This is a genomic window from Phyllobacterium bourgognense, assembly GCF_003337575.1.
In the GTDB taxonomy this organism is placed as follows: Bacteria; Pseudomonadota; Alphaproteobacteria; order Rhizobiales; family Rhizobiaceae; genus Phyllobacterium; species Phyllobacterium bourgognense.
Genome location: NZ_QPJM01000003.1, coordinates 231,104 through 253,762 on the forward strand (window position 1 = coordinate 231,104; position 22,659 = coordinate 253,762).

Below are 22,659 nucleotides of genomic sequence, written 5' to 3' on the forward strand. Positions count from 1 at the left end.
CACCAGGGCGCGACCTCATAACGTTAACGAGTTCACGCCCTGGTCCCACTTTGGACCAGGCTTCGCAGACGCAAAACCTTCGCAGACGTCACTTCACAGCGACGACAACCTTCCCCTTCGCACGACCCGTTTCGACGTACTCCAGCGCTTCATTGGTCTTCTCGAACGGGAAGACCCGATCCATCACCGGTCGAAGGGCACCTGCCTCGATCAGTGAGGTGATCTGACCAAGCTGCGCGCCGTTGGCTGTCATGAAGAGGAACGAATAGCTGACGCCCCGGCGTTTCGATTTTCTCCTGATACCGAAACTCAGCAGCCGCATGATCAGTCGAAGCGGCCAGCCGAAACCGTTCTCCTTTGCGAAATCCGGGTCCGGCGGACCGGAAATCGAGATCAGCTTCCCGCCCGGCTTCAACACGCCAAGGGATTTCTTCAGCGTATCCGGGCCGAGGCTGTTCAGTACGACGTCGTAATCCTGCAGGATTTCCTCGAAGTTCTCTTTCTTGTAGTCGATCACGACATCTGCGCCGAGATTCTTGACGAGATCGATATTTACCGTGCTTGTGGTCGTCGCCACATATGCCCCGAGATATTTGGCGAGCTGGATCGCGATCGTGCCCACGCCGCCCGAGCCCGCATGGATCAGGACCTTATGCCCCTTCTGCAAATTGGCCCGCTCGACAAGAACCTGCCAAGCTGTCAGCGCGACAAGCGGAATGGACGCGGCCTCTTCCATGGTCAGGTTGTTCGGCTTCATCGCCACATCTGCCTCGTCCATGGCGATATATTCGGCAAATGTCCCGATGCGATCCTGCGCCGGGCGTGCATAGACCTCGTCACCGGGCTTGAACCGCCGGACATTGGCGCCGACCCGGACGACGACGCCCGCGACATCATTGCCGAGGATCAGCGGAAGGCGGTATGGCAGGATGAGCTTGAACTCTCCATCTCTGATCTTGGTGTCCAGAACATTCACACTGGCGGCGTGAATCTCCACCATCACGTCATTGTCCCGCAGCTCCGGCTCCGGACTTTCCGTGAAACGCAGTGTCCCGCCTTTCACATAGCGATCGATCAGGAAGGATTTCATAGGAACTAACTTTCGTCTCGAAATAAGCGGGCGAAGCCGAATAGCGACGCTGTCCGCACTCACGCAGGAAGCCGGCTGAATTTCCGCAAGTTCTTGTCTACGAAAGACTCCGGCAGGAAGCGGCGTATAAACCGGACTTGCGCCGCTGCTTTGCCTGCAGTGTAGCGTCTTTTGGGCGATATCGCATTGGCGGCCCTTACCACCGCTGCGGCGACCACCTCGGGCGCGTCACCCTTTTCGATGACGTCGCGCATCTGCTGCTCCGCGTAGGCGCGAATGGTCTCATAGACGGGAAGCGGCTGGTCCGGTCGGGTGATGTTCTCTTCGAAGGATGTGCGGGTCGCACCTGGCTCGACAAGCACAACGCGGATGCCCTGGGTTCGGACTTCGTGGTCGAGAGATTCCGAATAGCCCTCGATAGCGTGTTTGGTCGATGCGTAGAGGGCATTGTAAGGAGCGGGAATGAGCCCGAGTATCGAACTCAGGTTGATAATTCGCCCCTTCTGCTGGCGTCGCATCACGGGCAGGACTGCATTCGTCATTCGCAGGACGCCGAACACGTTCACGTCGAACACAGCTTTCGCCTGAGCTGCCGAAGACTCTTCAGCGCCGCCGAGCAGCCCGATCCCGGCATTGTTGACCAGTAGATCGATATGCCCGGTGCGGCTTAAAACGTCATCGACCACCGCCTGTACCGATGCGTCATCGGTTACATCGCAGATCAGCATCGTGATCCCCTCCGGGGTATCGGACATCGGTTTCCGGCTTGTGCCGAATACGCGATAGCCATCGCGCCGCAGCGCTTTTGCCGTTACCAGCCCGATGCCGGAGGAAGCGCCCGTTATGAGGGCGATGCGGGGGTGTGTCTTGCTCATTGCCTTTTTCTTTCATTTTGTCGTGGAACATCTATGCATAATCAGTTACTATGAATTTAGTAGTAAGTCACTATCAAAAAGATATCGACATGAAAAATCTTTCAGACCAGCCATGCCTGATCGCCCGGAGCCTCGCGCTTGTGGGGGATGCATGGAGTATGCTGATCATGCGGGATGCCCATGCGGGCCTCACTCGCTTTGATGAATTCCGCAAGAGCCTCAAGATCGCGCCGACGATGCTGACGGCGCGACTTTCAGCTCTGACTGAGGACGGACTACTGGAAAAACGCCGCTATTCCGATCGTCCGCCACGGGACGAATATGTGCTGACGGAAGCCGGCCGCGACTTTCTGCCGGTCCTGTTTGCGATTGGCGCGTGGGGACGCAAGCATCGTGGCGGGGGCGAGGTGACCCGGTTCTTCGACGCCGAGACCGGAACGGAGATCGATCCGGTCACCATCGACCGCGGGACCGGCGCTCCGGTCGGAACGCGTGCCATTCGCATCGCCGCAGCCGAGTAGCCAGTTCATGTTAAAAAATGTGCAATTTGGCGCGGTGATTAAACTTTAGACGAATTGTCAATCCGCAGCGGGCTGCAGAGATTGGGAGCATTATCCCAAAAGGAATTTGCGCCCGATGAATTTCAGATATTTATTGCTTGTCCCGGTCATTGCTCTTGCCGCCTGCGATAGTTCCGACTCGTCTGCACCGCCGGTGCAGACGTCCGACAGCACATTTGCCGATGCTGCCAATGCGCAGCTTGCCGCGCTTGGCGACAAGGTTGCCAGCCTCAACGCAAAGCTTGCCGAATCCGATGCGAAGTTCGACCAGCTCAACGGCCGGATCGGCTCCACCGATGCCGGGATTGGTGCGGTCACGGCCCAAATCGATGCGCTCGCCGCGCAGGTCAAAGGCCTTGGCGATAGCGCAAACTCCGCAAGTGCAACGATCCTGCGCCTCTCCGGCGATGGCGCAGGAAACCCCGGCGAGATCGCCAGGGCCACGGATGGCCTTGCCAGATTGATCGGCGAAAAGGCGGACCCTGCAACGATTACCGGGGCGGAAAAGCGGCTCGATGATCTCAAAAAAGAGCTTCAGAACGCGACGACGGTTCTCGGCAATGCGCAGGGCCGGCTAGCGGCGCTGACGGGCGAGGGTACGGCCGACGAGCCGGGGATCGCCAAGCTCACCAGACTTCTGGCGGCGCTCGATTCAACGGACGATTCCGGCGCGATCCAGAAGGCCGGAATCAAACTCACCGGGCTGACGGAGGATGCCAGCAAGATCGCCGGAATCCTGGACGATGCAGAGCGGCGACTGGCAAAGTTGAAGGGTGACGGCACTGACAAGAACCCCGGCGAGATCGCCGCAACGCAAGCCAGACTGAAAACCCTCGAGGAGAGCATCGCAACCGCCAAAGCCGAGCTGGCGGCACTGGAAGGCGACGGCACGCAGGCCGGCAAGATCGCCAAGGCCAGGGATGAAATCGCCGGGCTGACCAAGGCGATAAACGGTTTGACCGAGACGCTTCGGCTGCAAACCGCGCGGGCCAAGGGGCTGGATCTGAAGGCGCAGGAGAAATTTGCCGAAGCAGCGCTTGCGTTCAAGGAGGCGGGAATGGCTCCGGACGCTGCAGATATGTTCAAGGCGGCCGGCATGCGCGAGGAGGCAGCAGATATGTACAGCCGCGCCGGCATGGACGAGGAAGCGTATACGCTTTATGCGCCGGCAGATTATGTGCTGCAGGACAAGACAAAATATGACGACGGCAAGTCCGCATCACTTGATCCGAAAGATGTCGATGAGAGGCCCGCAGTCAAGCGGCACAAGATGACGCTCGATGGCAAGACCTTCTGGTTTACCGCCAGTACCGGTCATCTGATCGCCTATGCGCCGAAGGACAACACGGATGCGCAGGCGTCGATTTTCTATACTGCCTATACGCGCGACGATCTGCCGCGTGAAAACCGCCCCGTTACTTTCGTCTTCAACGGCGGGCCGGGCTCGTCCTCGATCTGGCTGCATATGGCGGCCTGGGGGCCACAACGCATTGAGATGAACAGCCCTGCCGTCGCTCCCGATGCTGCCGAGAAGCAGCCGGAGAACCTGCCGCTGACCGACAACGCGGAATCGCTGCTCGACGAAACCGACCTGGTCTTTATCGATCCGCCCGGAACTGGCTATTCGCAGGCCATTGCACCCCATGTGAACAAGGATTTCTGGGGTGTGCAGGTGGATGCGGATGTCCTGTTTCAATACATCAAACACTATGTCAATTTGAACCAGCGCCAATCGTCGCCCAAATATCTTTATGGCGAATCCTATGGCGGTGGCATTCGCGCACCAATCCTGTCCAGAATGATGGTAGAAGCGGGTACAGGGGCTTATGATCCGGACCCATTCGGCAAAAAGACCATTGCCTTGAGCGGTTCGGTCTTTCACTCGCCTGTGTTTGATTATGGCACAATGTGCGAACAGTACGCCGGCCCCGCATGCTGGACGTTGTTTCCAACCTATGCCATGACGCACAAAGCCTATGCCGCAGCAGATACGGGCACGAAGCTGGATATTGCTCCACCCTACCTCGATAACTTGCGAGAATTCACCCTCGAGAAACATCTTCCCGTAGTTCGGCGGTTCATGCTGCCGTTGCTGGTTCCGTCTCTTAAAGCGTCCTGGGATAGCTACGCTGAAAGTAGCGAAGGTCGCGCCCATTTTGAAAGTGCTGAGGCTTATACCGGAGTTGCAGCAGCCGCATGGAAACGCTTGATGATAATGCCCTTCTCAATTGTACCGGCCAGGTTTTTCGAAAGCACTGACTACTACGGATCGTTCATGGGATCGTTCAAGCCAGGCTACAGGCTCAATATCTACGACAGCCGGATGCATGTGAAGGGTGGCGAAGAATGGGATTTCGACACGTACAAGCCCTATGATTTTAATTTTTACGAACACAAGGCATTTCACAACGTCTTTACACGCTATCTGACCGAATATCTCAATTATACCAACGGATCCTATTACCAGCAGCTCCGGCTTGATGCTGATGGCATCAACGGCCAGTGGATATGGAAAAGTGGCACGAAGGAGGAGCGTACCACTACTACCACCTTACCCGATATTGCTACTGCGCTGGCGGCCGACCCTTCCGTCAAGTATCTGGCCGTGCATGGCTATTACGATACGGTCACGCCTTTTTACGCCACTGAATGGAACCTTGTGAAAAGCAGATTGAAAGATCGCATTCCGGTCAAGAATTACCATGGCGGGCATATGATCTATTATTCCGACGATGCGCGCGTTGCCTTGAAAACGGATGTCGCCGATTTCTACAAGGCGCCGCCCGTTGCCATCGCACCGCCGGTTCGTGCAACTGGTGCACCAGCGACCCCACCCGCTGCGGCTGTACCCGCACTGACACTTCACTAGGATTACACCGATGAAAAATCTTTCAATAGTTGTCGCTCTTCTGGCTCTCGGCTCGGCCCCCGCGATGGCCATGCCCCTCAGCGAAAGCGCTCTGCATCCTGGATGGGCCTCCATCGTCGATATTGCCGATGGCTTCTTTGTGCCACCCGCCGATCCAGACGCGCCTCCCTTGAGCGAGGAAAGTGTCCAGTCGGCGGTCGATCAAAAATTACAGAAGAAGTTCAATGAGGCGGCGCGCGGAACAAATAGTTTGACTGTTCAAGGCGCCAGCGATGCCAGTTGGGGTGTCATCGCCGATCACTTCGCCGAGATCGACGGCAATCATGACGGCTATGCCAGTTTCGATGAAATCCAGACCTTCTTCGATGGCCGTTCGCCTCTGCCTGCCGCCAGAGCAAGGGCTGCGGCAAAGGTGCAGGTCGTGGAGTAGACAGCCAGGCAGGCGGGAGTCGGGTGAAGACAAACTTGTTTGGTGAAGAGTAGCTTATTGCGAAGGCGCGTGCGGCGGGATCGAATAGGTTGCCGTTGCATGCGCTACGAGTTCGCTTGTTGAACCGCTGGTCATGGAAATCTCGACAACGGCCAGACGCTTGCCGAGTTTGAGAATCGTTGCTTTGGCATCGACAGGTCCCGATTCCGGTTTGCGCAGGAAATTGATATTGAGGTTTGTTGTCACGGCGAGGGCCACCGGACCGATCTGCGCGAGGATCGCGACATAGGCGGCGATATCGGCCAGCGCGAACAATGTTGGCCCGGAGACCGTCCCGCCCGGCCGCAAATGCCGGTCTGACGGATCGAGCCGCATCGACACATAACCGTCGCCGGCGTCAGTCACCGTGAAGGCCATTCCTTCCGCGTTAACCTGTGGAAATTCGCGTTCCAGAAAGGAAGTCAACGCCTCAACGTCCATCGCTATAGCCATAATCCATCCCTTGCTGTTTTTTCTTTACACTTAAATGTTAAATTCGCCGCTCCTATTTCTGCATCGTCTTTTCAAGACGGAGGACGTTATGAAACCGCCTGGACTGGTCGCAGCATGCTGCGTTTTCGCACTTGCCTATGCGGGAACTATCGCGACACAGACGACACCAACCCCGATACAAGCTGTTCAGACGTTCAGTCTGCCGGAGCAGCCGGTGTCTCTGACTGAGGATACGATCAAACGTTTCCTTTTTGGTTTTGCGCCGGTGGCTGCGACAGTACGCGAAGTGGACGGCAGGGGGGAGGCCGCCGAGCGAACGGTGGTTCTCGATGTGAAAGCTGCAGAATATGGTTTTGCCAGCTTCTCGGATTGGGTGAATACGACCAATACGATCATGGTGACCTATCATTGGGCGACCAACCCCGATCCCCGCGCCGAAGTGGACAAAGCGATCGCCGCAATTCCTTCCATGCCAAATCTTTCCGATCAGGAAAAGGCCGATATGATCGCGGGATTGAAAGCCGGGCTTGCCAAGGTTGAGAATGCAAAACCCACGCCCGAGAACATGGCGATTGTCCAGAAGCATTTGCGCACGCTGAAACCATTCTATGAACTTTGGGCGGCGCCGCCCGGATAAACGCAGAACAGGACATGTGTGCCGATGCAGGAACACTACTATTCCGACGACTATATTCGCGAGATTCTGTCTTCGGTCAAAACCATAGCCTTGACCGGTGCTTCGCCCAATGAAACACGGCCGAGTTTTTCTGTGATGAGATTTCTTCTCGGCCAGGGATATCACGTCATACCCGTCAATCCGGGGCAGGCGCGAAAGACCATTCTCGGCCAACAGGTCTATGCGCGGCTCGCCGACATTCCTGAGCCGATCGACATGGTGGATGTCTTCCGCAACTCTCTTGCCGTTCCGGGTGTGGTCGATGAGGTGCTGGCACTCGAACCGCTGCCGCGGGTGATCTGGACTCAACTCGGTGTTTGGGACGAGGCTGCAGCGCGCAAGGCGGAAGCAGCCGGAATCCAGGTCGTCATGAACAGGTGCCCGGCCATCGAAATTCCCCGGCTTGGCATGCGCGTCTAGGACGGGATTTTCCCGCCGGCGCAGATTCATTTTCGTCGGGCACTAAGAATGAAATGCCTGGGTGCCGTTCCGGTATAAGAGTTGCACGATTATCGGCGATTCTGATGCAAGAAGTGTCGATTCCTATGCACGAAACCCCGAAACTGGCACAAGAATCTCAATCGCCAGCTGTAATTGGATTGTCCTTGGTTGCGAAAATGCGCTCTTGGCCCCAGCATCACAATCCCATAGCCTTGCAGGAAGGCTGGCAACAGGAGCACAAACATGGCGCATCGGGCCCCCGGAATCGAAACATTGGCGGTCCACGCCGGCGCCAGACCTGACCCTGAAACGGGCGCGCGGGTGACGCCGATCTATCAAACGACGGCGTTCGTCTTCGATGACGCGGAGCATGCGGCGTCCCTGTTTGGCCTGAAGGCTTTCGGCAATATCTACAGCCGAATCACCAATCCTACCAATGCGGTACTCGAAGAACGTGTCGCAGCACTTGAAGGCGGAACAGCCGCACTGGCGGTTGCATCCGGTCACGCGGCACAATTTCTGATATTCCACACATTGATGCAGCCCGGGGATAACTTTGTCGCGTCGAACAAGCTTTACGGCGGGTCCATCAATCAATTTGGCCAGTCGTTCAAGTCCTTCGACTGGCATGTGCGCTGGGCAGACGGGACTGATCCCGCAGCATTCGAGGCACAGATCGATAGCCGGACCCGCGCTATCTTTATCGAGAGCATCGCCAACCCCGGCGGCATCATTACCGACATCGAAGCTATCGCAAAAATCGCCCATCGGCATGGCCTTCCATTGATCGTCGACAACACGCTGGCGTCACCATATCTGATACGTCCGATCGACTATGGTGCTGATATTATTGTACATTCTGCAACGAAGTTTCTCGGCGGTCATGGCAATTCCATGGGTGGGATCATTGTCGATTGCGGTACTTTCGACTGGTCGAAATCTGGAAACTACCCGCTGCTGTCGCAGCCGCGTCCCGAATATAATGGGGTGGTCTTGCACGACACCTTTGGCAATTTCGCCTTTGCCATCGCCTGCCGCGTGCTAGGTCTGCGTGATCTTGGTCCAGCGCTTTCGCCGTTCAATGCCTTCCAGCTTCTGACCGGCATCGAAACCTTGCCGCTGCGCATGCAGCGCCATTGCGACAACGCGCTTGAAGTTGCCAAGTGGTTGAAACAAAATGATAATGTGGGTTGGATCAGCTATGCGGGATTGGTAGATGATCCCTATAACGAGCTGCAGCAGAAGTACTCGCCGAGGGGTGCGGGCTCAGTTTTTACCTTCGGTTTGAAGGGTGGCTACGACGCCGGCGTCAAGCTCGTCGAGCATCTGGAGCTCTTTTCGCATCTCGCCAATATCGGCGATACGCGATCGCTTGTGATTCACCCGGCTTCGACGACGCACCGACAACTTAGCGACGATCAGAAGATCGCGGCTGGCGCTGGTCCAGACGTGGTGCGGCTTTCGATCGGCATCGAGAATGTTGCGGACATCATCGCCGATCTTGAACAAGCGCTGGCAAAGGCTGGGTAACTCCATGAAAAGCTTTGTTAAAATAGATTTCAGCGATATCGATCCCGAGCATGGCGCGCCGAATCCAGAGCGCGTCATTTCTGGCGATCCACAGTTCCGCACCTGGAATTGCGAGGAGGCGGAAGGCCATATCTATGCGGGGATATGGGAGGCGACACCCGGCAAATGGCGCATCGCCTATGATGAATGGGAGTTCTGCCACATCCTTTCTGGGCGCTCCATCATCACGGAAGAGGGCGGCGACGAACGGCAGGTCGAGGCGGGCGACAGTTTCGTGCTGCGTCCCGGTTTCCGCGGAACTTGGGAAGTGCTCGAGACGACGCGCAAAGAATATGTGATCAGGTTATAAGCTAAGTGTCAGCTTTCGCTCGTGGACGTGAATAAAAGCGCCAACGGTCGTCCAGCAATCGCCCCTCCCATACTATCGGATAGTGGCAGAGGAACGACTTTGTCCAACGCCTCTATAACTGACGCAACAAAAACTCTTTTCTTGAAATCGTTGCCAGATAATTTCGAATAGGTCGCCACAGGTTTTCCAATCAAAGTTCCATCGCGACGCAATGAAAATCGTAATGTTATGGACATCCCGTTGCTGCCTGACGGTGGTTGCCAACAGGCGTAAAGTGCGGACCACATTTCGTCCAGGGAATTGATTGCTTGCCGGTTACCACACGTGGGGGTCTGGGGCGCTAGCATTCGTTAATGAGCTACTTAGCGTTATATAGACTAAAGCTAACCAACCAAACTTTCTGCAGTTGAAAATGAACAAAATACGCCTCCGAAACATATGGCTAAAAACGCCACGCTACGTCTGGACGTTGGGTCAGGCAAGGTTCATGTGTGGAACATCTTGCGAAACCGGGTGGCGACGCCCTATGTATCGGTTAGTCTTCCACGAATCTGGGGTGGTTAAGCCCCTTATTCTCCAAAACGCTGAGGCCCACCGATGAGAGACCCTATCGAAACAGCTATGAATCTCGTGCCAATGGTCGTCGAACAGACCAATCGGGGCGAGCGGGCCTATGATATATTTTCGCGCCTGCTGAAAGAACGCATCATCTTCATAACCGGACCGATCGAGGACGGCATGGCGACGCTTGTCTGCGCGCAGCTGCTTTTCCTTGAATCGGAGAATCCGAAAAAAGAAATCAACATGTATATTAACTCGCCGGGCGGTGTCGTCACCTCCGGCATGGCAATCTACGACACCATGCAGTTCATCCGCCCAGCCGTGTCAACGCTGTGTTTCGGCCAAGCTGCATCCATGGGGTCGCTGCTGCTGACCGCTGGCGAGAAGGACATGCGTTTCGTTCTTCCCAATGCTCGCATCATGCTGCATCAGCCATCAGGTGGCTTCCAGGGACAGGCGTCAGATATCGAGCGTCATGCCCAGGATATCATCAAGTTGAAGCGCCGCCTGAACGAGATTTACGTCAAGCATACCGGCCGCGACTACGAGTCGATTGAACGTACCCTCGATCGCGATCATTTCATGACTGCGCAGGAATCACTCGAGTTCGGCCTGATCGACAAGGTGCTAGAATCGCGCGCTGTGCTCGAAGGCGATGCTAAGTAACCGGCTAAATCGCGCATCAGGGTCGAAAATGAAGTTTTTTTGACCCCGATGCGGACTTTCTGCCACATATGCGGCTTGCATAGAGCGGAGCAGACGTTACGTTAAGCCATTGGTGAGTTAGAGACGCCTATTCTACGAATGACTATTCACTTCCACCTGGAGGAAGTGGCGGACCCGGGAGAGCGGGACCGATACTGAAAGGAAACTGCAATGAGCAAAGTCAGCAACGGCGGCGGCGATTCCAAGAATACGCTATATTGCTCGTTTTGCGGGAAGAGCCAGCATGAAGTTCGCAAGCTGATTGCGGGCCCGACTGTTTTCATCTGCGATGAATGTGTCGAATTGTGCATGGACATCATCCGCGAGGAAAATAAATCCTCGATGGTGAAATCCCGTGAAGGCGTCCCGACGCCGCAGGAAATCATGGCTGTTCTCGATGATTATGTCATCGGGCAGAACCATGCCAAGCGTGTTCTCTCTGTCGCGGTCCATAACCACTACAAGCGGTTGGCCCACGCATCGAAAAACAATGAAGTCGAACTGGCGAAGTCCAACATTCTTCTCGTTGGGCCTACCGGTTGCGGCAAGACCTATCTGGCGCAATCCCTTGCCCGTATTATCGACGTGCCGTTTACGATGGCAGACGCGACGACGCTGACGGAAGCCGGTTATGTCGGCGAGGATGTCGAGAACATCATTTTGAAGCTGTTGCAGTCGGCAGACTACAACGTCGAGCGGGCGCAGCGCGGCATCGTCTATATCGATGAAGTCGACAAGATCAGCCGCAAGTCGGACAACCCGTCCATCACGCGTGATGTGTCGGGTGAGGGCGTCCAGCAAGCGTTGTTGAAGATCATGGAAGGCACCGTCGCTTCGGTACCGCCGCAGGGTGGTCGCAAGCATCCCCAGCAGGAATTCCTGCAGGTGGACACGACGAACATCCTGTTCATCTGTGGTGGCGCTTTCGCCGGTCTCGACAAGATCATCTCGGCTCGTGGTGAAAAGACCTCCATTGGCTTCAGCGCTGCGGTAAAGGCACCGGACGATCGTCGTGTTGGCGCGATCTTCCGCGAACTTGAGCCAGAAGATCTGCTGAAGTTCGGTCTTATCCCCGAATTCGTTGGTCGTCTGCCCGTTATCGCGACACTCGAGGATCTCGATGAGGTCGCGCTGGTGCAGATTCTGTCCGAACCGAAGAACGCTCTGGTTAAGCAGTATCAGCGCCTGTTCGACATGGAAAACGTCGAGTTGACGTTCCATGAGGATGCGCTGAAGGCCATTGCCAAGCGGGCAATTGCTCGAAAGACCGGTGCGCGGGGATTGCGATCGATCATGGAGAAGATCCTTCTCGACACGATGTATGAATTGCCAACACTTGATGGCGTCCAAGAGGTAGTGATCTCCGGTGACGTCGTGGAAGGCAGCTCGAGGCCTCTATATATTTATGCAGAGCGTAAGGAAGAAAAAGGCAATGTTTCCGCGTAAAGCATCGGAAATAGAGCACTGTAACGGCAAGGCTCCCCGTCTCGCGGAGCTTTTCTGTTTTGTATTAGGGTCGAAATCTGTGCATGGCATTGCAAGCGATTGCACTCGGACTGTCGTGAGCGCAGGATAGATTACGATTCTGTGAATGAGCTTGGAGCATGGGTGCTTGAAACAAGCGGGCCTCCACTCCAAGTAAGTGTTAAGCTGCATAACTGGTAGTACGCCGCTCAATGCATGCGCCGCCAAAGTGGATCTCGATTTTGGATTTGGCCATGCAGCTTAAAGGGTACCCGGACGTGGCGATCTGGCCGATTGGCCTGAGAAAGGACATAAAATGACGGTTGCAAGCAAGAAGACACCGGTGGGTGGCGAGAGCGGGCTTTATGCCGTTCTGCCGTTGCGCGATATTGTTGTCTTCCCCCACATGATCGTTCCACTCTTCGTTGGCCGTGAAAAATCCATTCGCGCGCTTGAGGAAGTTATGGGCGTCGACAAGCAAATCCTGCTTGCCACACAGAAGAACGCTGCGGACGACGATCCGCAGGCTGACGCGATCTATACGGTCGGCACTATTGCCAACGTCCTGCAATTGCTGAAATTGCCAGACGGTACGGTCAAGGTATTGGTTGAAGGTATCGCCCGCGCTGAGATCACCAGTTTCAGCGAACGCGAGGATTATCACGAAGCCTCTGCCGTGACGCTTACAGAACCGGAAGAAGATCCGGTCGAGATCGAGGCACTAGCCCGTTCAGTGGTGTCGGATTTTGAAAACTACGTAAAACTGAACAAGAAGATTTCGCCCGAAGTTGTTGGCGCCGCCGGACAGATCGAGGACTATTCGAAGCTGGCCGATACAGTCGCGTCGCATCTTGCGATCAAGATTCCTGAAAAGCAGGATATGTTGTCGATCCTTTCCGTGCGTGCGCGGTTGGAGAAGGCCATGTCCTTCATGGAGTCGGAGATCTCCGTTCTTCAGGTGGAGAAGCGTATCCGCTCGCGCGTCAAGCGCCAGATGGAGAAGACGCAGCGCGAATATTATCTGAACGAGCAGATGAAGGCGATCCAGAAGGAACTTGGCGATGGCGAAGATGGCCGCGACGAGTCCGCCGAACTGGAAGACCGCATCAAGAAGACGAAGCTATCGAAGGAAGCACGCGAAAAGGCCAATGCGGAGCTGAAGAAGCTGCGTCAGATGAGCCCGATGTCCGCCGAGGCGACTGTCGTTCGTAACTATCTCGACTGGCTGCTGTCCATTCCGTGGGGCAAAAAGTCGAAGATCAAGAACGATCTGAACCTCGCTGACGAAGTCCTGGATACCGAGCATTATGGCTTGGACAAGGTCAAGGACCGCATTGTCGAATATTTGGCGGTGCAGGCTCGTTCGACCAAGATCAAAGGCCCTATCCTCTGCCTCGTCGGTCCTCCCGGCGTCGGCAAGACTTCGCTCGCCCGTTCGATCGCCAAGGCTACCGGCCGCGAATATATTCGCATGTCGCTTGGCGGTGTTCGTGACGAGGCCGAGATCCGTGGTCACCGCCGTACCTATATCGGTTCGATGCCCGGCAAGGTCATCCAGTCGATGAAGAAGGCGAAGAAGTCAAATCCGCTCTTCCTGCTTGATGAGATCGACAAGATGGGCCAGGACTTCCGCGGCGATCCGTCATCAGCGCTGCTGGAGGTGCTCGATCCGGAACAGAATTCCACGTTCATGGATCACTATCTTGAGGTCGAGTATGACCTTTCGAATGTGATGTTCGTGACGACAGCCAATACGCTGAATATCCCAAGTCCCTTGATGGACCGCATGGAGATCATCCGTATTGCCGGTTACACGGAAGATGAGAAGCTGGAAATCGCCAAGCGGCACCTGCTGCCAAAGGCCATCCGCGATCATGCATTGCAGCCGAAGGAGTTCTCTGTCTCCGAAGACGCGATCCGCGCCATCATTCGCAACTATACGCGAGAGGCCGGTGTTCGTAACCTCGAGCGTGAATTGATGAAGCTGGCTCGCAAGGCCGTCACTGAAATCATGAAAACTCAGAAGAAGTCGGTGAAGGTCACGGATGCAAACATCGATGAATATCTCGGGGTTGAGAAGTTCCGATTTGGACAGATCGATGGCGAAGACCAGGTTGGCGTGGTTACAGGCCTTGCCTGGACCGAAGTGGGCGGCGAGTTGCTGACCATTGAAGGCGTCATGATGCCCGGTAAGGGTCGCATGACGGTAACAGGCAATCTGCGCGACGTTATGAAGGAATCGATCTCGGCAGCGGCATCCTATGTCCGCTCGCGTGCCATCGATTTCGGCGTCGAGCCGCCACTGTTCGATCGTCGCGACATCCACGTGCACGTGCCGGAAGGTGCGACGCCCAAGGATGGTCCATCGGCCGGCGTTGCGATGGTCACAGCCATCGTCTCGATACTGACGGGCATTCCAGTCCGCAAGGATATCGCCATGACCGGCGAGATCACGCTGCGGGGCAGGGTGTTGCCCATCGGTGGTCTGAAGGAGAAGCTGCTCGCTGCGCTGCGCGGTGGCATCAAGACGGTTCTGATCCCGGAAGAAAACGCCAAGGACCTGGTGGAGATTCCGGACAATGTGAAGAACGGCCTTGAGATCATTCCAGTCAGCCACGCCAATGAAGTGCTCAAGCACGCACTGGTGCGCCAGCCGGAGCCAATCGAATGGACTGAACCGGCCCACGTGCCATCTTCGGTCGTCGAGGATGAAGCGGGCACTCAGATCGCTCATTAAACAGCGTTGAAGGAAAAGGCCGGGCAAGAAATTGCCCGGCCTTTTTTATTCGTACCAGTGCGCTGATGATGCGCCTGCGCGGCACATGCTTATGGTGGCGAGCCTGCGCGTCGGATATCAAAATGTATATTGATGAGGAAATGGTGGGCGATGAGAGACTCGAACAGAATTTTAAGAAAAATCGAATGTGATATTCGCTCTAGGTTATTGATATTGCTTTGAATCTCTCATCGGAAACTGCTACACAACGCTGCTACACAGACATGCTACACATGGAGCAGTTTCCGAATGGCTATTACCGGCAACATTTCCCGCCGAAAAGGCACCGTAAATTATCAGGCAAGGTTGCGTGTTCCCGCCGATTTGCTGGACGTGGTGAAGCGTTCGGAGCTGACCAAATCACTTGGCACTAGCGACTACCGGGAGGCCAAGAAAAAAGCCCGCGCGGTAATCGACGCATGGGAACGCGAGTTTGACGATCTTCGCGAGCGCCGCACCTTTACGGAAACAGACATGCGGGCAGCGGTGAGCGAACACTACCGGCGCGAGTTGGAGCGCGATCATGATGAACGAATGCGCCGACCAAGCGCCGAACAGATCGAGGCAGCAAAGCGAGCGATGATAGAGGATGCACAGCGAACAGGACTCGATATTAATGATCCGTTCGCGGTCATGGACGCCTCGCTTGATTTCATGGCGTTGAAGGACCGCGCCAAAATCGATGCACACAATCGAGGCGTGAGAGCGGATGTGCTTCAGCAACATCTGTCAACCGGCGAAACGGCGCTCATACAGTATGCAGCTGACGAGTTTATTGCGCGCCACAAGTTGATCATCGAAAAGGACAGTTCGGCCTACAAAGAACTGTGTCACCGGCTGCTTAGAGGCGAAATCGAATTCTTGAAGCGGACCTTCGAACGCGACAGGGGAGATTACTCTGGCGCTCCCGCAGACCCTATCCTTTCCGATACCAACCTTGCGCCCCTCGACAACACGAGCTTTGAGGCCATTATCAAAGAGCAGGAGCGGCTATCGGAGAACGGGCTAGGGGGAGGCAGGAAGTCACCCCGGACATTCACCAAATATCGGACGCAAGTGGAAGGATTCGCCAAGTGGCGCGGAAGCAGTCGCGCTGCGACAGTTACGAAAGAGGAAGTCGAGCAATGGCGCGATCATCTGCTTAAAACCGATCAGCGTAAGACCGTCCGGGACAAGGTGGCAACCGTCAGGGCAGTTCTCAATTGGGGATTGAAGCAGTCGAACGGCAAGCTGTTTCCAAAGGGATTCCCGTTGGAGCACCTAGACCTCCCCATTGCTGAAGCCACGGATAGCGCCGGTAAGACCTATACGCTTACTCAAGCACAGAAGGTTCTCAAAGCCGCGCGCGCGCAAACCTTGCCACATTTCCGCTGGCTTCCTTGGCTTGCGGCATATTCCGGCGCGCGTATAGGCGAGCTTATCCAGCTTGAGAAGCGCGATATTTTCAACATTGGTGATGATTGGTTTTTTCAGATTCGGGTCGGTGGGGATCGCACGACAAAGACCATGAAGGGCAGGAAGGTTCCGATACATCCGGCCATTATCGAGGAAGGGTTCCTGTTGTTCGTGAACGCCGCACCGCAAGGCCGATTGTTCACCCATGTCCGCGTTGAACAGAACACCCGCGACTGGATACGCGAGAAGGTGATGACCGGTAGGAAGGAAAACAATCCCGCACCTAATCATGGCTTCCGGCACCTGTTCGAAGACTTGCGCTTCGGCAAGCTTAGCCAAGAGGCAGCTTATTACATCACCGGTCGCTCTATGTCTGGCTCCGGCGCCCTCTATGGCAAATCCGATACGATGTTGCCTGCATTGGCAGAAGAAATGCGGAAATTTCCCGTAATTCTGTAAACTCATTAATATTTTCTAGGTATTTTTACCTATTAGTATTTGCATATAGTCCTTACACATGAGACAATATTCTTACGTTGTGAGCGTAGGAATGTTTTGTGCCAGTATCGCGTATAAGTGAGTTCTTCGGCTTCGGTTCGAAATCTGCCCCATTAGAGCAAAAGTCCGTCACGTTGACGGACCCTGCCGCATTTGAGCTTTTTGGTATTGCGCCAACGCGCGCCGGTTTTGCCGTTGGACCAGAAAGTGCCATGCGTGTCCCTGCCGTTGCTTGTGCAGTTGGCTTGATTGCTGCGACAGTCGGCACGCTTCCTCCAAAAATCTATCAACACGAAACCAAGGAATCGGCGCGCAATCATCCGGCGTATCGGCTCATTCACGATGAGGCGAACGAATGGACCAGCGCAAGCCAACTGCGAACTGACCTCACCGTTGACGCCCTATTGCGGGATAATGGCTATGCGAAGGTTGTCCGGTATTCCGATGGCCGTCCTTTCGAACTTCACCGGCTAGACCCATCGAAAGTCACGCTGAAGCATGATGATGCAACCGGCGAACCGGTCTATATCGTGCAGGAAGGTCGTAAGCACGCTTCCTATCCCTATACTGAGATTCTCCATATCCAGCCCTTCGGCGGCAAATCGCCAATCAAGCTTGGACGTGACGCCATTTCCTTGAGTATGGCCTTCGAAGCCCATATTGCCAGCCTGTTTGCGAACGGCGGCAGACCTTCCGGCATCATCAAATCCGAAAAAACCCTAGGCGACGAAGCAAAGAAGAAAGTCGCGGCAAGCTGGTTCAAGTCCCACGGTGGCACCAATAGCGGCGGCACCGCGATCCTTGACGAAGGGATGGATTATCAGCAGCTTTCTATGACGCTGACCGATGCGCAGTTTGCTGAAAACCGTCTTGAACAGGTCCGTGAGATTGCACGCCATTTCCGCGTCCCACCAACAATGCTCTTCGAGCTCACGCGCGGCACTTGGTCAAACACCGAAGAGATGGCACGCCAATTCTACACCATCACCCTGAAGCCATGGCTGAGTGCATGGGCGTGGGCCTACAGCCGCGTCTTGCTCACACCCGAAGAGCGCGAGTCCCTCTATGTTGAATTCGTCACCGACGATCTTCTGACCACGAATGCTGCAACGCGCGCGGCTTCATACGGGCAATATCGCAGCATGGGAGCCATGACGGCGAACGAGGTTCGCAGTGGTTTGAACCTCCCACCGCATAAAGACGGTGAAAGCCTTCAAAATCCATACACCACAACCGCCGTTACACCGGCGAAGAGCGAGGAAGTATCCGCAGATGACGCATAAGGCGTTCTTTGGCGACAAAGCGCGCACGTTTGCACTCACGCCGGAATTGATCATCGAACTTGAGCGCAAGACCGGCACCGGCATTGCAGCTTTTGTCGCCCGCTTCATGCGCGTTCCGATGGCGTTTCACTTCAACGATATCGTTGAAACAATTCGGCTGGGACTTATCGGCGGCGGCACCTCTCCGGAGGAAGCGCAAAGCCTAGTCAATGCTTACGTCACGCCGCGTCCTATCGCAGAAACACTTTCCCTCGCTATCGCTATTCTTGAGGCCGCTTGGTTCGGACCAGCGGCACCAACTGTCATAGCCCAGGACGATATTGGACATGCCGCCGCAATCGATGATGCGCTCAATCAGGTGGCACCATAATGGATTTTCTCGAAACGAAAGCGGACTTCACCGTAACCGACGCTGGCGAGATCACTGGCATTGCATGGCCGTTTGGCTCGCCCGATCGTGTTGGCGACGTGATTGAAAAGGGATCGTTCACCGCTCCGGCCAATTTGCCGATGCTCTTCGCGCACGATCAGTCACAAGTCATCGGCGTTTGGGACAGTATCACCGAAACAGCACAAGGCTTGATCGTCAAAGGTCGCCTTCTGGTCGATCAGATCGCTCGTGCCGCCGAAGTCCGCGCCATGATCAAAGCCAACGCAGCAACCGGCCTATCAATCGGTTTTGTCACCAAGCAGGCAAAAAGCCGCAAAGGCGGTGGCCGCACGATCAGCGCCCTCAATCTTCACGAAATCTCAGTTGTCGCGGTTCCGTGCCATCCGGCCGCGCAAATCACTTCAATAAAGGCCGCCGATGGCACGGCAACCGAAACCCATATGGAGCATTCTATGGACCCCGAACTTGTAAATGAAAATGAACAGACCGAAGCGAAGTCCGCTCCGGTTATCGACCAGAAGGCTTTTGAAGCAATGAAAGCCCGTCTGGATAAGCTGGAAGCCAAGAGCAACCGCCCGAAGGCTGATAACAACAACCATCCGGAAGCGTCGAATGACAATGATGAACGTAAGGCGTTCACAGAATATCTGCGCACTGGTCGCGTGGAAGAGAAGGCACTTTCCTTTGGAGCACCGTCAACCGGGGGCATTCTGGCACCGGAAGAAACCGCGAGCACCATTCTGGAAAAGGCCGCCGAGTTCTCGCCTATCCGTTCGCTCGCCTCTTCTATCAGCATGTCCGGCCCGCTTTTGCAGCTCCCGCGCCTTGTTGATGAAGTCGATCCGGCTGAAGTAACCGAAACGGGCGCGCGCCCCGAGGATGAACCGACTTTCGAACAAATCGACCTCAAGCCCTTCGAAATGGCCGTCATTGTTCCCGTCACTCGCATTCTGCTTGAGGATGCGCAGATCGATCTTGAGGGCTACCTTGCAAGTCACGTCGCGCGCCGCTTCGGTCAGAAAGAGGCGGCTTGGTTTGTGAGCGGGAACGGCACGACGCAGGCTGAAGGTGTTTTGAAGTCGGCAGAAGTCGCAGCCCATGAAGTGGACACGATCAACGCGGACGGTTTGATTGACCTGTTCTATTCGATCAAGACCGCCTATTCGGCGAACGGCAATTGGCTGATGAACCGCGCCACTATGGCAACGGTTCGCAAGCTGAAGGATACGGACGGCTCTTATCTCTGGCAGCCTTCCATCGCCGCTGGCGTTCCGCCTACGCTCCTTGGCCGTCCGGTCTATGAAGCCGTCGATATGCCGAACGCAATCGCAGAAGCCACGCCAATCGTGTTCGGTGATTTCGCTTCCGGTTACACCATTGCTGACCGCGTAGGGTTCACCACGCTCCGTGATGAGCTGACCGGTGCAGCAAACGGGATCATCAAGCTTCATGCGCGTCGCCGCGTGGGCGGTCGCGTAGTGCTCGGTGAAGCCCTCACAAAGCTGAAGATTGCCGCTTAAGGAACCACGAATATGCGGCTCGTATCAGAAGCTATCATCCTCACAAATGACAACAGGCGCATTGAATTGCGCCCTTCGTTGCGAGCCGCATATATCCTTCACGAAAAGCACCGCCTTGAAAATCTATGGAAAGGCGTGCTTGACGGCAATTTCACCATCATTAGCGATATCGTTGCGCATGGTGCAGATGACCCCGTTGCCGCACGCGCCCTGTTAAATGACAAACTCGCTTCAGAAGGCATTGGCGCACTTGTCGCGATCTCCGACGACCTTCTGACATTCATCAATCTATCATTCGGCTTGAACTATCAGACAGCGACCGCGCCATCACGCTCGACTGTTTCCAAATCCGGAAAGAACCAAACCTACCAAGAATCATTCAATGAGCTTTTTGGTTATGCGACCGGCTGGTTAGGCTGGACCCCTGAAACAGCGTGGAACAGCACACCGGCTGAAATCCGTATCGCGTTCGATGCCCATGTTGAGAAACTGAGGGCCATTCATGGAAGCACTGAAAAGCAATCTTCGACCTACGATCCTCTTGAGGAAGTATCGCCGGAAGACGTTAGTGCGGGAATTGCGAAGCTTCGTGCCAAGCATGGCAGTGTTGCGAGGGCCTCATAATGGCTCGACCGCCCCGCCTTTGCTCATGCGGCAAGATCGTCGCGCATGGCGTGCGTTGCACCTGCCAAGCCAAGCAGGATCGTGAGCGTAAAGCACGCTTCGATCAGAAGCGCCCTAGCGCCCGCGCACGCGGCTATAATAATGAGTGGCAGAAAGCGCGCGCCGAATATCTCCGGCACCACCCTATTTGCAGATGTGGTGCAACCGCCCAATGCGTCGATCACATTCAACCGCATAAGGGCAATCAGCGCTTGTTCTGGAACCGCGCCAATTGGCAACCACTCTGCCTGCCATGCCACAACTCAATTAAGCAGCGTCAGGAGCGCAGCATCAACCCTGATTACCCGGCGAGGTGCGACCCATGAAGCCTTCGATGAGCCATCCAACAACATTCACGCCGACCCAGACGGCTGCGGAAATGAATGGCATCCACATTACCGCAACTACCAAATCATCCAGCGGTGGCAGTCGATTGCCTGAATGTCGATACGCATACCAAGCTGGATACAGCAGTAACGAAATCAGTGAAATTCGAGTGACGCCTTCAATGCGATGGAGCTTGGCTGACGGGTTGCTAGCGATCCACAGAAAGAGCGCTGCTGCAACGACAAAAAACGAAGAGAAGGCGAACATCGCCAAGAAAAACATAAGCAGAGCGCCGCCCAATCCACTCGGGTCCGGAAACGCCCACGCCACGAGGTCCCCAAACGGATTGTCCAAGACAATCTTGTATAGGACTCCCGACGTTTCACCGCTGGCAACGAGCCAAACGAAAAACATCACCGGTCCAGTCAAACAAGCCGCGATTAGCACCGCACGCCGTGTCCTTGAGTCAACTGCCAATTTGCCCCTCCCGACGCTAGGTCTTCCCTACTCTACGTTGCACATCCGGCGGGGGGCATCAATAGAGTTTTACGCTATCGAGGGGACCGGCGCGGGGAGCACTTCGCAAGAGACGCCCGAAATAACTTTTTCTGAAACCCCACCACGAAAGGCGATTTTGTAGTGAGTATCGTCACGACTTCACTGCTGAAAATGCAGCTTAATATCGATCATTCAGAGGATGATGAGTTGCTTCAGCAGAAGCTAGAGGCCGCCGAAGCATGGATTGCCAACTACACCGGCACGCCCTGGACAGAATTTGACACGGTTCCAGCGGACCTGAAGGAAGGCGTCTTGCTGCTTGCCGGACACCTTTACGAGAACCGTGAAGCCACTCTTGTCGGCATTGACGCCCACGAATTGCCCTTCGGATTGCTGGATATGATCCGGCCCTATCGGGAATGGGCGTTCTGATATGGCGAAATCCGAGCAATACAACCGTATCCAGCGCAAGGTTATGAGCCTTCCGAAAGCCTATCTTGAAGCCACCGTTCCGGCGCTTGAGAAATCCGCTGAAGAATTGGCAGATTTGCAGCGCCGTTTTGCGCCTGAAGATACCGGCGCGCTGAAGAATTCCATCGTCGTCACCGGCCCGCACCAAGCGACACCGGCCTATTCGCAGCCGGGAGGATCGCGCGTTGCCGCTGACAATGAGGTGCTTGTGACTGCTGGAAACAGTGACGTTCGCTATGCGCACCTTGTCGAATACGGCACTGCTGAAGCTGAAGCTCAGTCTTTTTTCTGGCCCGCCTATCGCCTTCTGAAAAAGCGCATTGCGAACCGCGTCAATCGTGCCAGCCGAAAGGCGATCAAGGAAAGGCTCGCCCGTGATTGAGCCGTCTCTTGCCCTCCGCACGGCCATCCGTGCGCGCCTAATTGATGACAGCGCCGTGACCTCGCTTGTTTCCGCAACCTCGATCCTTGCCGGATCGTCGCGGCCCGAAACCTTGCCTTGCATCATGCTTGCCGACTCTCAAACCATCTTCCTTGGCCATACATCCGGCGCAGGATATGCCGCGCGGGTTTTCGTTGACGCTCATATTTGGGCTATCGAAGATGGAGAGGATACAGCTAAAGCCATCGGCTTTGCTGTCATGAACGCCTTGCGGGAAGTCCCCGACGCGGACGGCTTTACGATTGATGAGTTTGAAAAGCCCTCCATTCGATGGATGCGCGATCCCGATCCGGATAAGAACTATTGCCACGGCGTTCTGACATTCGAAGCCGTGATTCGGTGGAAGCTCTGAT

24 protein-coding genes are annotated in these 22,659 nt (G+C 55.5%); 19 read left to right on the forward strand and 5 right to left on the reverse strand.

Annotated elements, in window-relative coordinates; translation table 11 throughout:
- Window positions 1–88: 88 nt before the first annotated feature.
- Complete coding sequence (locus C7476_RS07515) at window positions 89–1,090, reverse strand: NADP-dependent oxidoreductase (RefSeq protein WP_114429260.1); 1,002 nt, start codon at window positions 1,088–1,090, stop codon at window positions 89–91.
- Window positions 1,091–1,149: 59 nt separating this feature from the next.
- Window positions 1,150–1,965 carry an oxidoreductase gene (locus C7476_RS07520; RefSeq protein ID WP_114429261.1) on the reverse strand — a complete coding sequence of 272 codons (816 nt, stop codon included), beginning with the start codon at window positions 1,963–1,965 and terminating at the stop codon, window positions 1,150–1,152.
- Between the two features lie 89 nt (window positions 1,966–2,054).
- On the opposite strand from C7476_RS07520, the gene C7476_RS07525 reads away from it, so the two are divergent.
- The 3 genes from C7476_RS07525 (at window position 2,055) to C7476_RS07535 (ending at window position 5,824) form a co-directional block, all read left to right on the forward strand.
- Complete coding sequence (locus C7476_RS07525) at window positions 2,055–2,486, forward strand: winged helix-turn-helix transcriptional regulator (RefSeq protein WP_114429262.1); 432 nt, start codon at window positions 2,055–2,057, stop codon at window positions 2,484–2,486.
- Window positions 2,487–2,601: 115 nt separating this feature from the next.
- Complete coding sequence (locus C7476_RS07530) at window positions 2,602–5,394, forward strand: S10 family serine carboxypeptidase-like protein (RefSeq protein ID WP_114429263.1); 2,793 nt, start codon at window positions 2,602–2,604, stop codon at window positions 5,392–5,394.
- A gap of 10 nt (window positions 5,395–5,404) precedes the next feature.
- Window positions 5,405–5,824 (forward strand): hypothetical protein, encoded by a 420-nt coding sequence (locus C7476_RS07535; protein ID WP_114429264.1) that lies wholly within the window; start codon window positions 5,405–5,407, stop codon window positions 5,822–5,824.
- 54 nt (window positions 5,825–5,878) lie between these two features.
- On the opposite strand, the gene C7476_RS07540 is transcribed toward C7476_RS07535, so the two are convergent.
- Window positions 5,879–6,316, reverse strand: coding sequence for a PaaI family thioesterase (locus C7476_RS07540; protein ID WP_114429265.1), 438 nt, complete (start codon window positions 6,314–6,316; stop codon window positions 5,879–5,881).
- 88 nt (window positions 6,317–6,404) lie between these two features.
- Here C7476_RS07540 and C7476_RS07545 point away from each other — a divergent pair, with 88 nt between their 5' ends.
- The 12 genes from C7476_RS07545 (at window position 6,405) to C7476_RS07600 (ending at window position 20,529) form a co-directional block, all read left to right on the forward strand.
- Window positions 6,405–6,953 carry a hypothetical protein gene (locus C7476_RS07545; RefSeq protein WP_114429266.1) on the forward strand — a complete coding sequence of 183 codons (549 nt, stop codon included), beginning with the start codon at window positions 6,405–6,407 and terminating at the stop codon, window positions 6,951–6,953.
- Between the two features lie 24 nt (window positions 6,954–6,977).
- Window positions 6,978–7,412: a CoA-binding protein gene (locus C7476_RS07550; protein ID WP_114429267.1), complete on the forward strand. Its 435-nt coding sequence runs from the start codon at window positions 6,978–6,980 to the stop codon at window positions 7,410–7,412.
- A gap of 264 nt (window positions 7,413–7,676) precedes the next feature.
- Window positions 7,677–8,963: an O-acetylhomoserine aminocarboxypropyltransferase gene (locus C7476_RS07555; protein ID WP_114429268.1), complete on the forward strand. Its 1,287-nt coding sequence runs from the start codon at window positions 7,677–7,679 to the stop codon at window positions 8,961–8,963.
- Between the two features lie 4 nt (window positions 8,964–8,967).
- Window positions 8,968–9,312, forward strand: coding sequence for a cupin domain-containing protein (locus C7476_RS07560; protein ID WP_114429269.1), 345 nt, complete (start codon window positions 8,968–8,970; stop codon window positions 9,310–9,312).
- A gap of 597 nt (window positions 9,313–9,909) precedes the next feature.
- Window positions 9,910–10,539, forward strand: coding sequence for an ATP-dependent Clp protease proteolytic subunit (locus C7476_RS07565; protein WP_114429270.1), 630 nt, complete (start codon window positions 9,910–9,912; stop codon window positions 10,537–10,539).
- 210 nt (window positions 10,540–10,749) lie between these two features.
- Entirely contained in the window at window positions 10,750–12,024 is a 1,275-nt protein-coding gene (gene clpX / locus C7476_RS07570; RefSeq protein WP_114429271.1) for an ATP-dependent Clp protease ATP-binding subunit ClpX, read from the forward strand.
- A 334-nt stretch (window positions 12,025–12,358) separates the two neighbouring features.
- On the forward strand, window positions 12,359–14,779 hold the full coding sequence (gene lon, locus C7476_RS07575) for an endopeptidase La (protein WP_114429272.1): 2,421 nt from the start codon (window positions 12,359–12,361) through the stop codon (window positions 14,777–14,779).
- Between the two features lie 288 nt (window positions 14,780–15,067).
- Window positions 15,068–16,672 carry a DUF6538 domain-containing protein gene (locus C7476_RS07580; protein ID WP_114429273.1) on the forward strand — a complete coding sequence of 535 codons (1,605 nt, stop codon included), beginning with the start codon at window positions 15,068–15,070 and terminating at the stop codon, window positions 16,670–16,672.
- 98 nt (window positions 16,673–16,770) lie between these two features.
- A complete protein-coding gene (locus C7476_RS07585; RefSeq protein WP_245426212.1) occupies window positions 16,771–17,994 on the forward strand; it encodes a phage portal protein in 1,224 nt (407 codons plus the stop codon).
- Window positions 17,984–18,364, forward strand: a complete 381-nt coding sequence (locus C7476_RS07590; RefSeq protein WP_114429274.1) for a gene transfer agent family protein — start codon at window positions 17,984–17,986, stop codon at window positions 18,362–18,364. The genes C7476_RS07585 and C7476_RS07590 overlap by 11 nt, the downstream gene beginning before the upstream one ends.
- Complete coding sequence (locus C7476_RS07595) at window positions 18,364–19,905, forward strand: phage major capsid protein (protein WP_210207783.1); 1,542 nt, start codon at window positions 18,364–18,366, stop codon at window positions 19,903–19,905. Before C7476_RS07590 ends, C7476_RS07595 begins: the two co-directional genes overlap by 1 nt.
- A gap of 12 nt (window positions 19,906–19,917) precedes the next feature.
- On the forward strand, window positions 19,918–20,529 hold the full coding sequence (locus C7476_RS07600) for a phage tail assembly chaperone (protein WP_114429276.1): 612 nt from the start codon (window positions 19,918–19,920) through the stop codon (window positions 20,527–20,529).
- Window positions 20,530–20,552: 23 nt separating this feature from the next.
- Here the strand turns inward: C7476_RS07600 and C7476_RS29215 are convergent, their stop codons facing one another.
- Window positions 20,553–20,807, reverse strand: a complete 255-nt coding sequence (locus C7476_RS29215; RefSeq protein ID WP_342633330.1) for a hypothetical protein — start codon at window positions 20,805–20,807, stop codon at window positions 20,553–20,555.
- Between C7476_RS29215 and C7476_RS29350 the strand changes: the two genes are divergently transcribed.
- Entirely contained in the window at window positions 20,781–20,894 is a 114-nt protein-coding gene (locus C7476_RS29350; RefSeq protein WP_425373960.1) for a hypothetical protein, read from the forward strand. The two genes, C7476_RS29215 and C7476_RS29350, sit on opposite strands and share 27 nt — an antisense overlap.
- Here C7476_RS29350 and C7476_RS07610 read toward each other — a convergent pair.
- Window positions 20,860–21,372, reverse strand: coding sequence for a hypothetical protein (locus C7476_RS07610; protein WP_147274631.1), 513 nt, complete (start codon window positions 21,370–21,372; stop codon window positions 20,860–20,862). The genes C7476_RS29350 and C7476_RS07610 overlap by 35 nt on opposite strands.
- Window positions 21,373–21,534: 162 nt before the next feature.
- On the opposite strand from C7476_RS07610, the gene C7476_RS07615 reads away from it, so the two are divergent.
- The 3 genes from C7476_RS07615 to C7476_RS07625 are packed head-to-tail and all read left to right on the forward strand — an operon-like array spanning window position 21,535 to window position 22,658.
- Window positions 21,535–21,825 (forward strand): head-tail connector protein, encoded by a 291-nt coding sequence (locus C7476_RS07615; protein ID WP_245426214.1) that lies wholly within the window; start codon window positions 21,535–21,537, stop codon window positions 21,823–21,825.
- 1 nt (window position 21,826) lies between these two features.
- Complete coding sequence (locus C7476_RS07620) at window positions 21,827–22,246, forward strand: HK97-gp10 family putative phage morphogenesis protein (RefSeq protein WP_114429279.1); 420 nt, start codon at window positions 21,827–21,829, stop codon at window positions 22,244–22,246.
- Entirely contained in the window at window positions 22,239–22,658 is a 420-nt protein-coding gene (locus C7476_RS07625) for a DUF3168 domain-containing protein (protein ID WP_114429280.1), read from the forward strand. The genes C7476_RS07620 and C7476_RS07625 overlap by 8 nt, the downstream gene beginning before the upstream one ends.
- The last annotated feature ends 1 nt before the right edge of the window (window position 22,659 follow it).

Bases quoted from the DNA above. Each gene is read 5' to 3' on its own strand.
- C7476_RS07515 (WP_114429260.1), bottom strand. From the start codon at position 1,090: ATGAAATCCTTCCTGATCGATCGCTATGTGAAAGGCGGGACACTGCGT.
- C7476_RS07520 (WP_114429261.1), bottom strand. From the start codon at position 1,965: ATGAGCAAGACACACCCCCGCATCGCCCTCATAACGGGCGCTTCCTCC.
- C7476_RS07525 (WP_114429262.1), top strand. From the start codon at position 2,055: ATGAAAAATCTTTCAGACCAGCCATGCCTGATCGCCCGGAGCCTCGCG.
- C7476_RS07530 (WP_114429263.1), top strand. From the start codon at position 2,602: ATGAATTTCAGATATTTATTGCTTGTCCCGGTCATTGCTCTTGCCGCC.
- C7476_RS07535 (WP_114429264.1), top strand. From the start codon at position 5,405: ATGAAAAATCTTTCAATAGTTGTCGCTCTTCTGGCTCTCGGCTCGGCC.
- C7476_RS07540 (WP_114429265.1), bottom strand. From the start codon at position 6,316: ATGGCTATAGCGATGGACGTTGAGGCGTTGACTTCCTTTCTGGAACGC.
- C7476_RS07545 (WP_114429266.1), top strand. From the start codon at position 6,405: ATGAAACCGCCTGGACTGGTCGCAGCATGCTGCGTTTTCGCACTTGCC.
- C7476_RS07550 (WP_114429267.1), top strand. From the start codon at position 6,978: ATGCAGGAACACTACTATTCCGACGACTATATTCGCGAGATTCTGTCT.
- C7476_RS07555 (WP_114429268.1), top strand. From the start codon at position 7,677: ATGGCGCATCGGGCCCCCGGAATCGAAACATTGGCGGTCCACGCCGGC.
- C7476_RS07560 (WP_114429269.1), top strand. From the start codon at position 8,968: ATGAAAAGCTTTGTTAAAATAGATTTCAGCGATATCGATCCCGAGCAT.
- C7476_RS07565 (WP_114429270.1), top strand. From the start codon at position 9,910: ATGAGAGACCCTATCGAAACAGCTATGAATCTCGTGCCAATGGTCGTC.
- clpX (WP_114429271.1), top strand. From the start codon at position 10,750: ATGAGCAAAGTCAGCAACGGCGGCGGCGATTCCAAGAATACGCTATAT.
- lon (WP_114429272.1), top strand. From the start codon at position 12,359: ATGACGGTTGCAAGCAAGAAGACACCGGTGGGTGGCGAGAGCGGGCTT.
- C7476_RS07580 (WP_114429273.1), top strand. From the start codon at position 15,068: ATGGCTATTACCGGCAACATTTCCCGCCGAAAAGGCACCGTAAATTAT.
- C7476_RS07590 (WP_114429274.1), top strand. From the start codon at position 17,984: ATGACGCATAAGGCGTTCTTTGGCGACAAAGCGCGCACGTTTGCACTC.
- C7476_RS07595 (WP_210207783.1), top strand. From the start codon at position 18,364: ATGGATTTTCTCGAAACGAAAGCGGACTTCACCGTAACCGACGCTGGC.
- C7476_RS07600 (WP_114429276.1), top strand. From the start codon at position 19,918: ATGCGGCTCGTATCAGAAGCTATCATCCTCACAAATGACAACAGGCGC.
- C7476_RS07620 (WP_114429279.1), top strand. From the start codon at position 21,827: ATGGCGAAATCCGAGCAATACAACCGTATCCAGCGCAAGGTTATGAGC.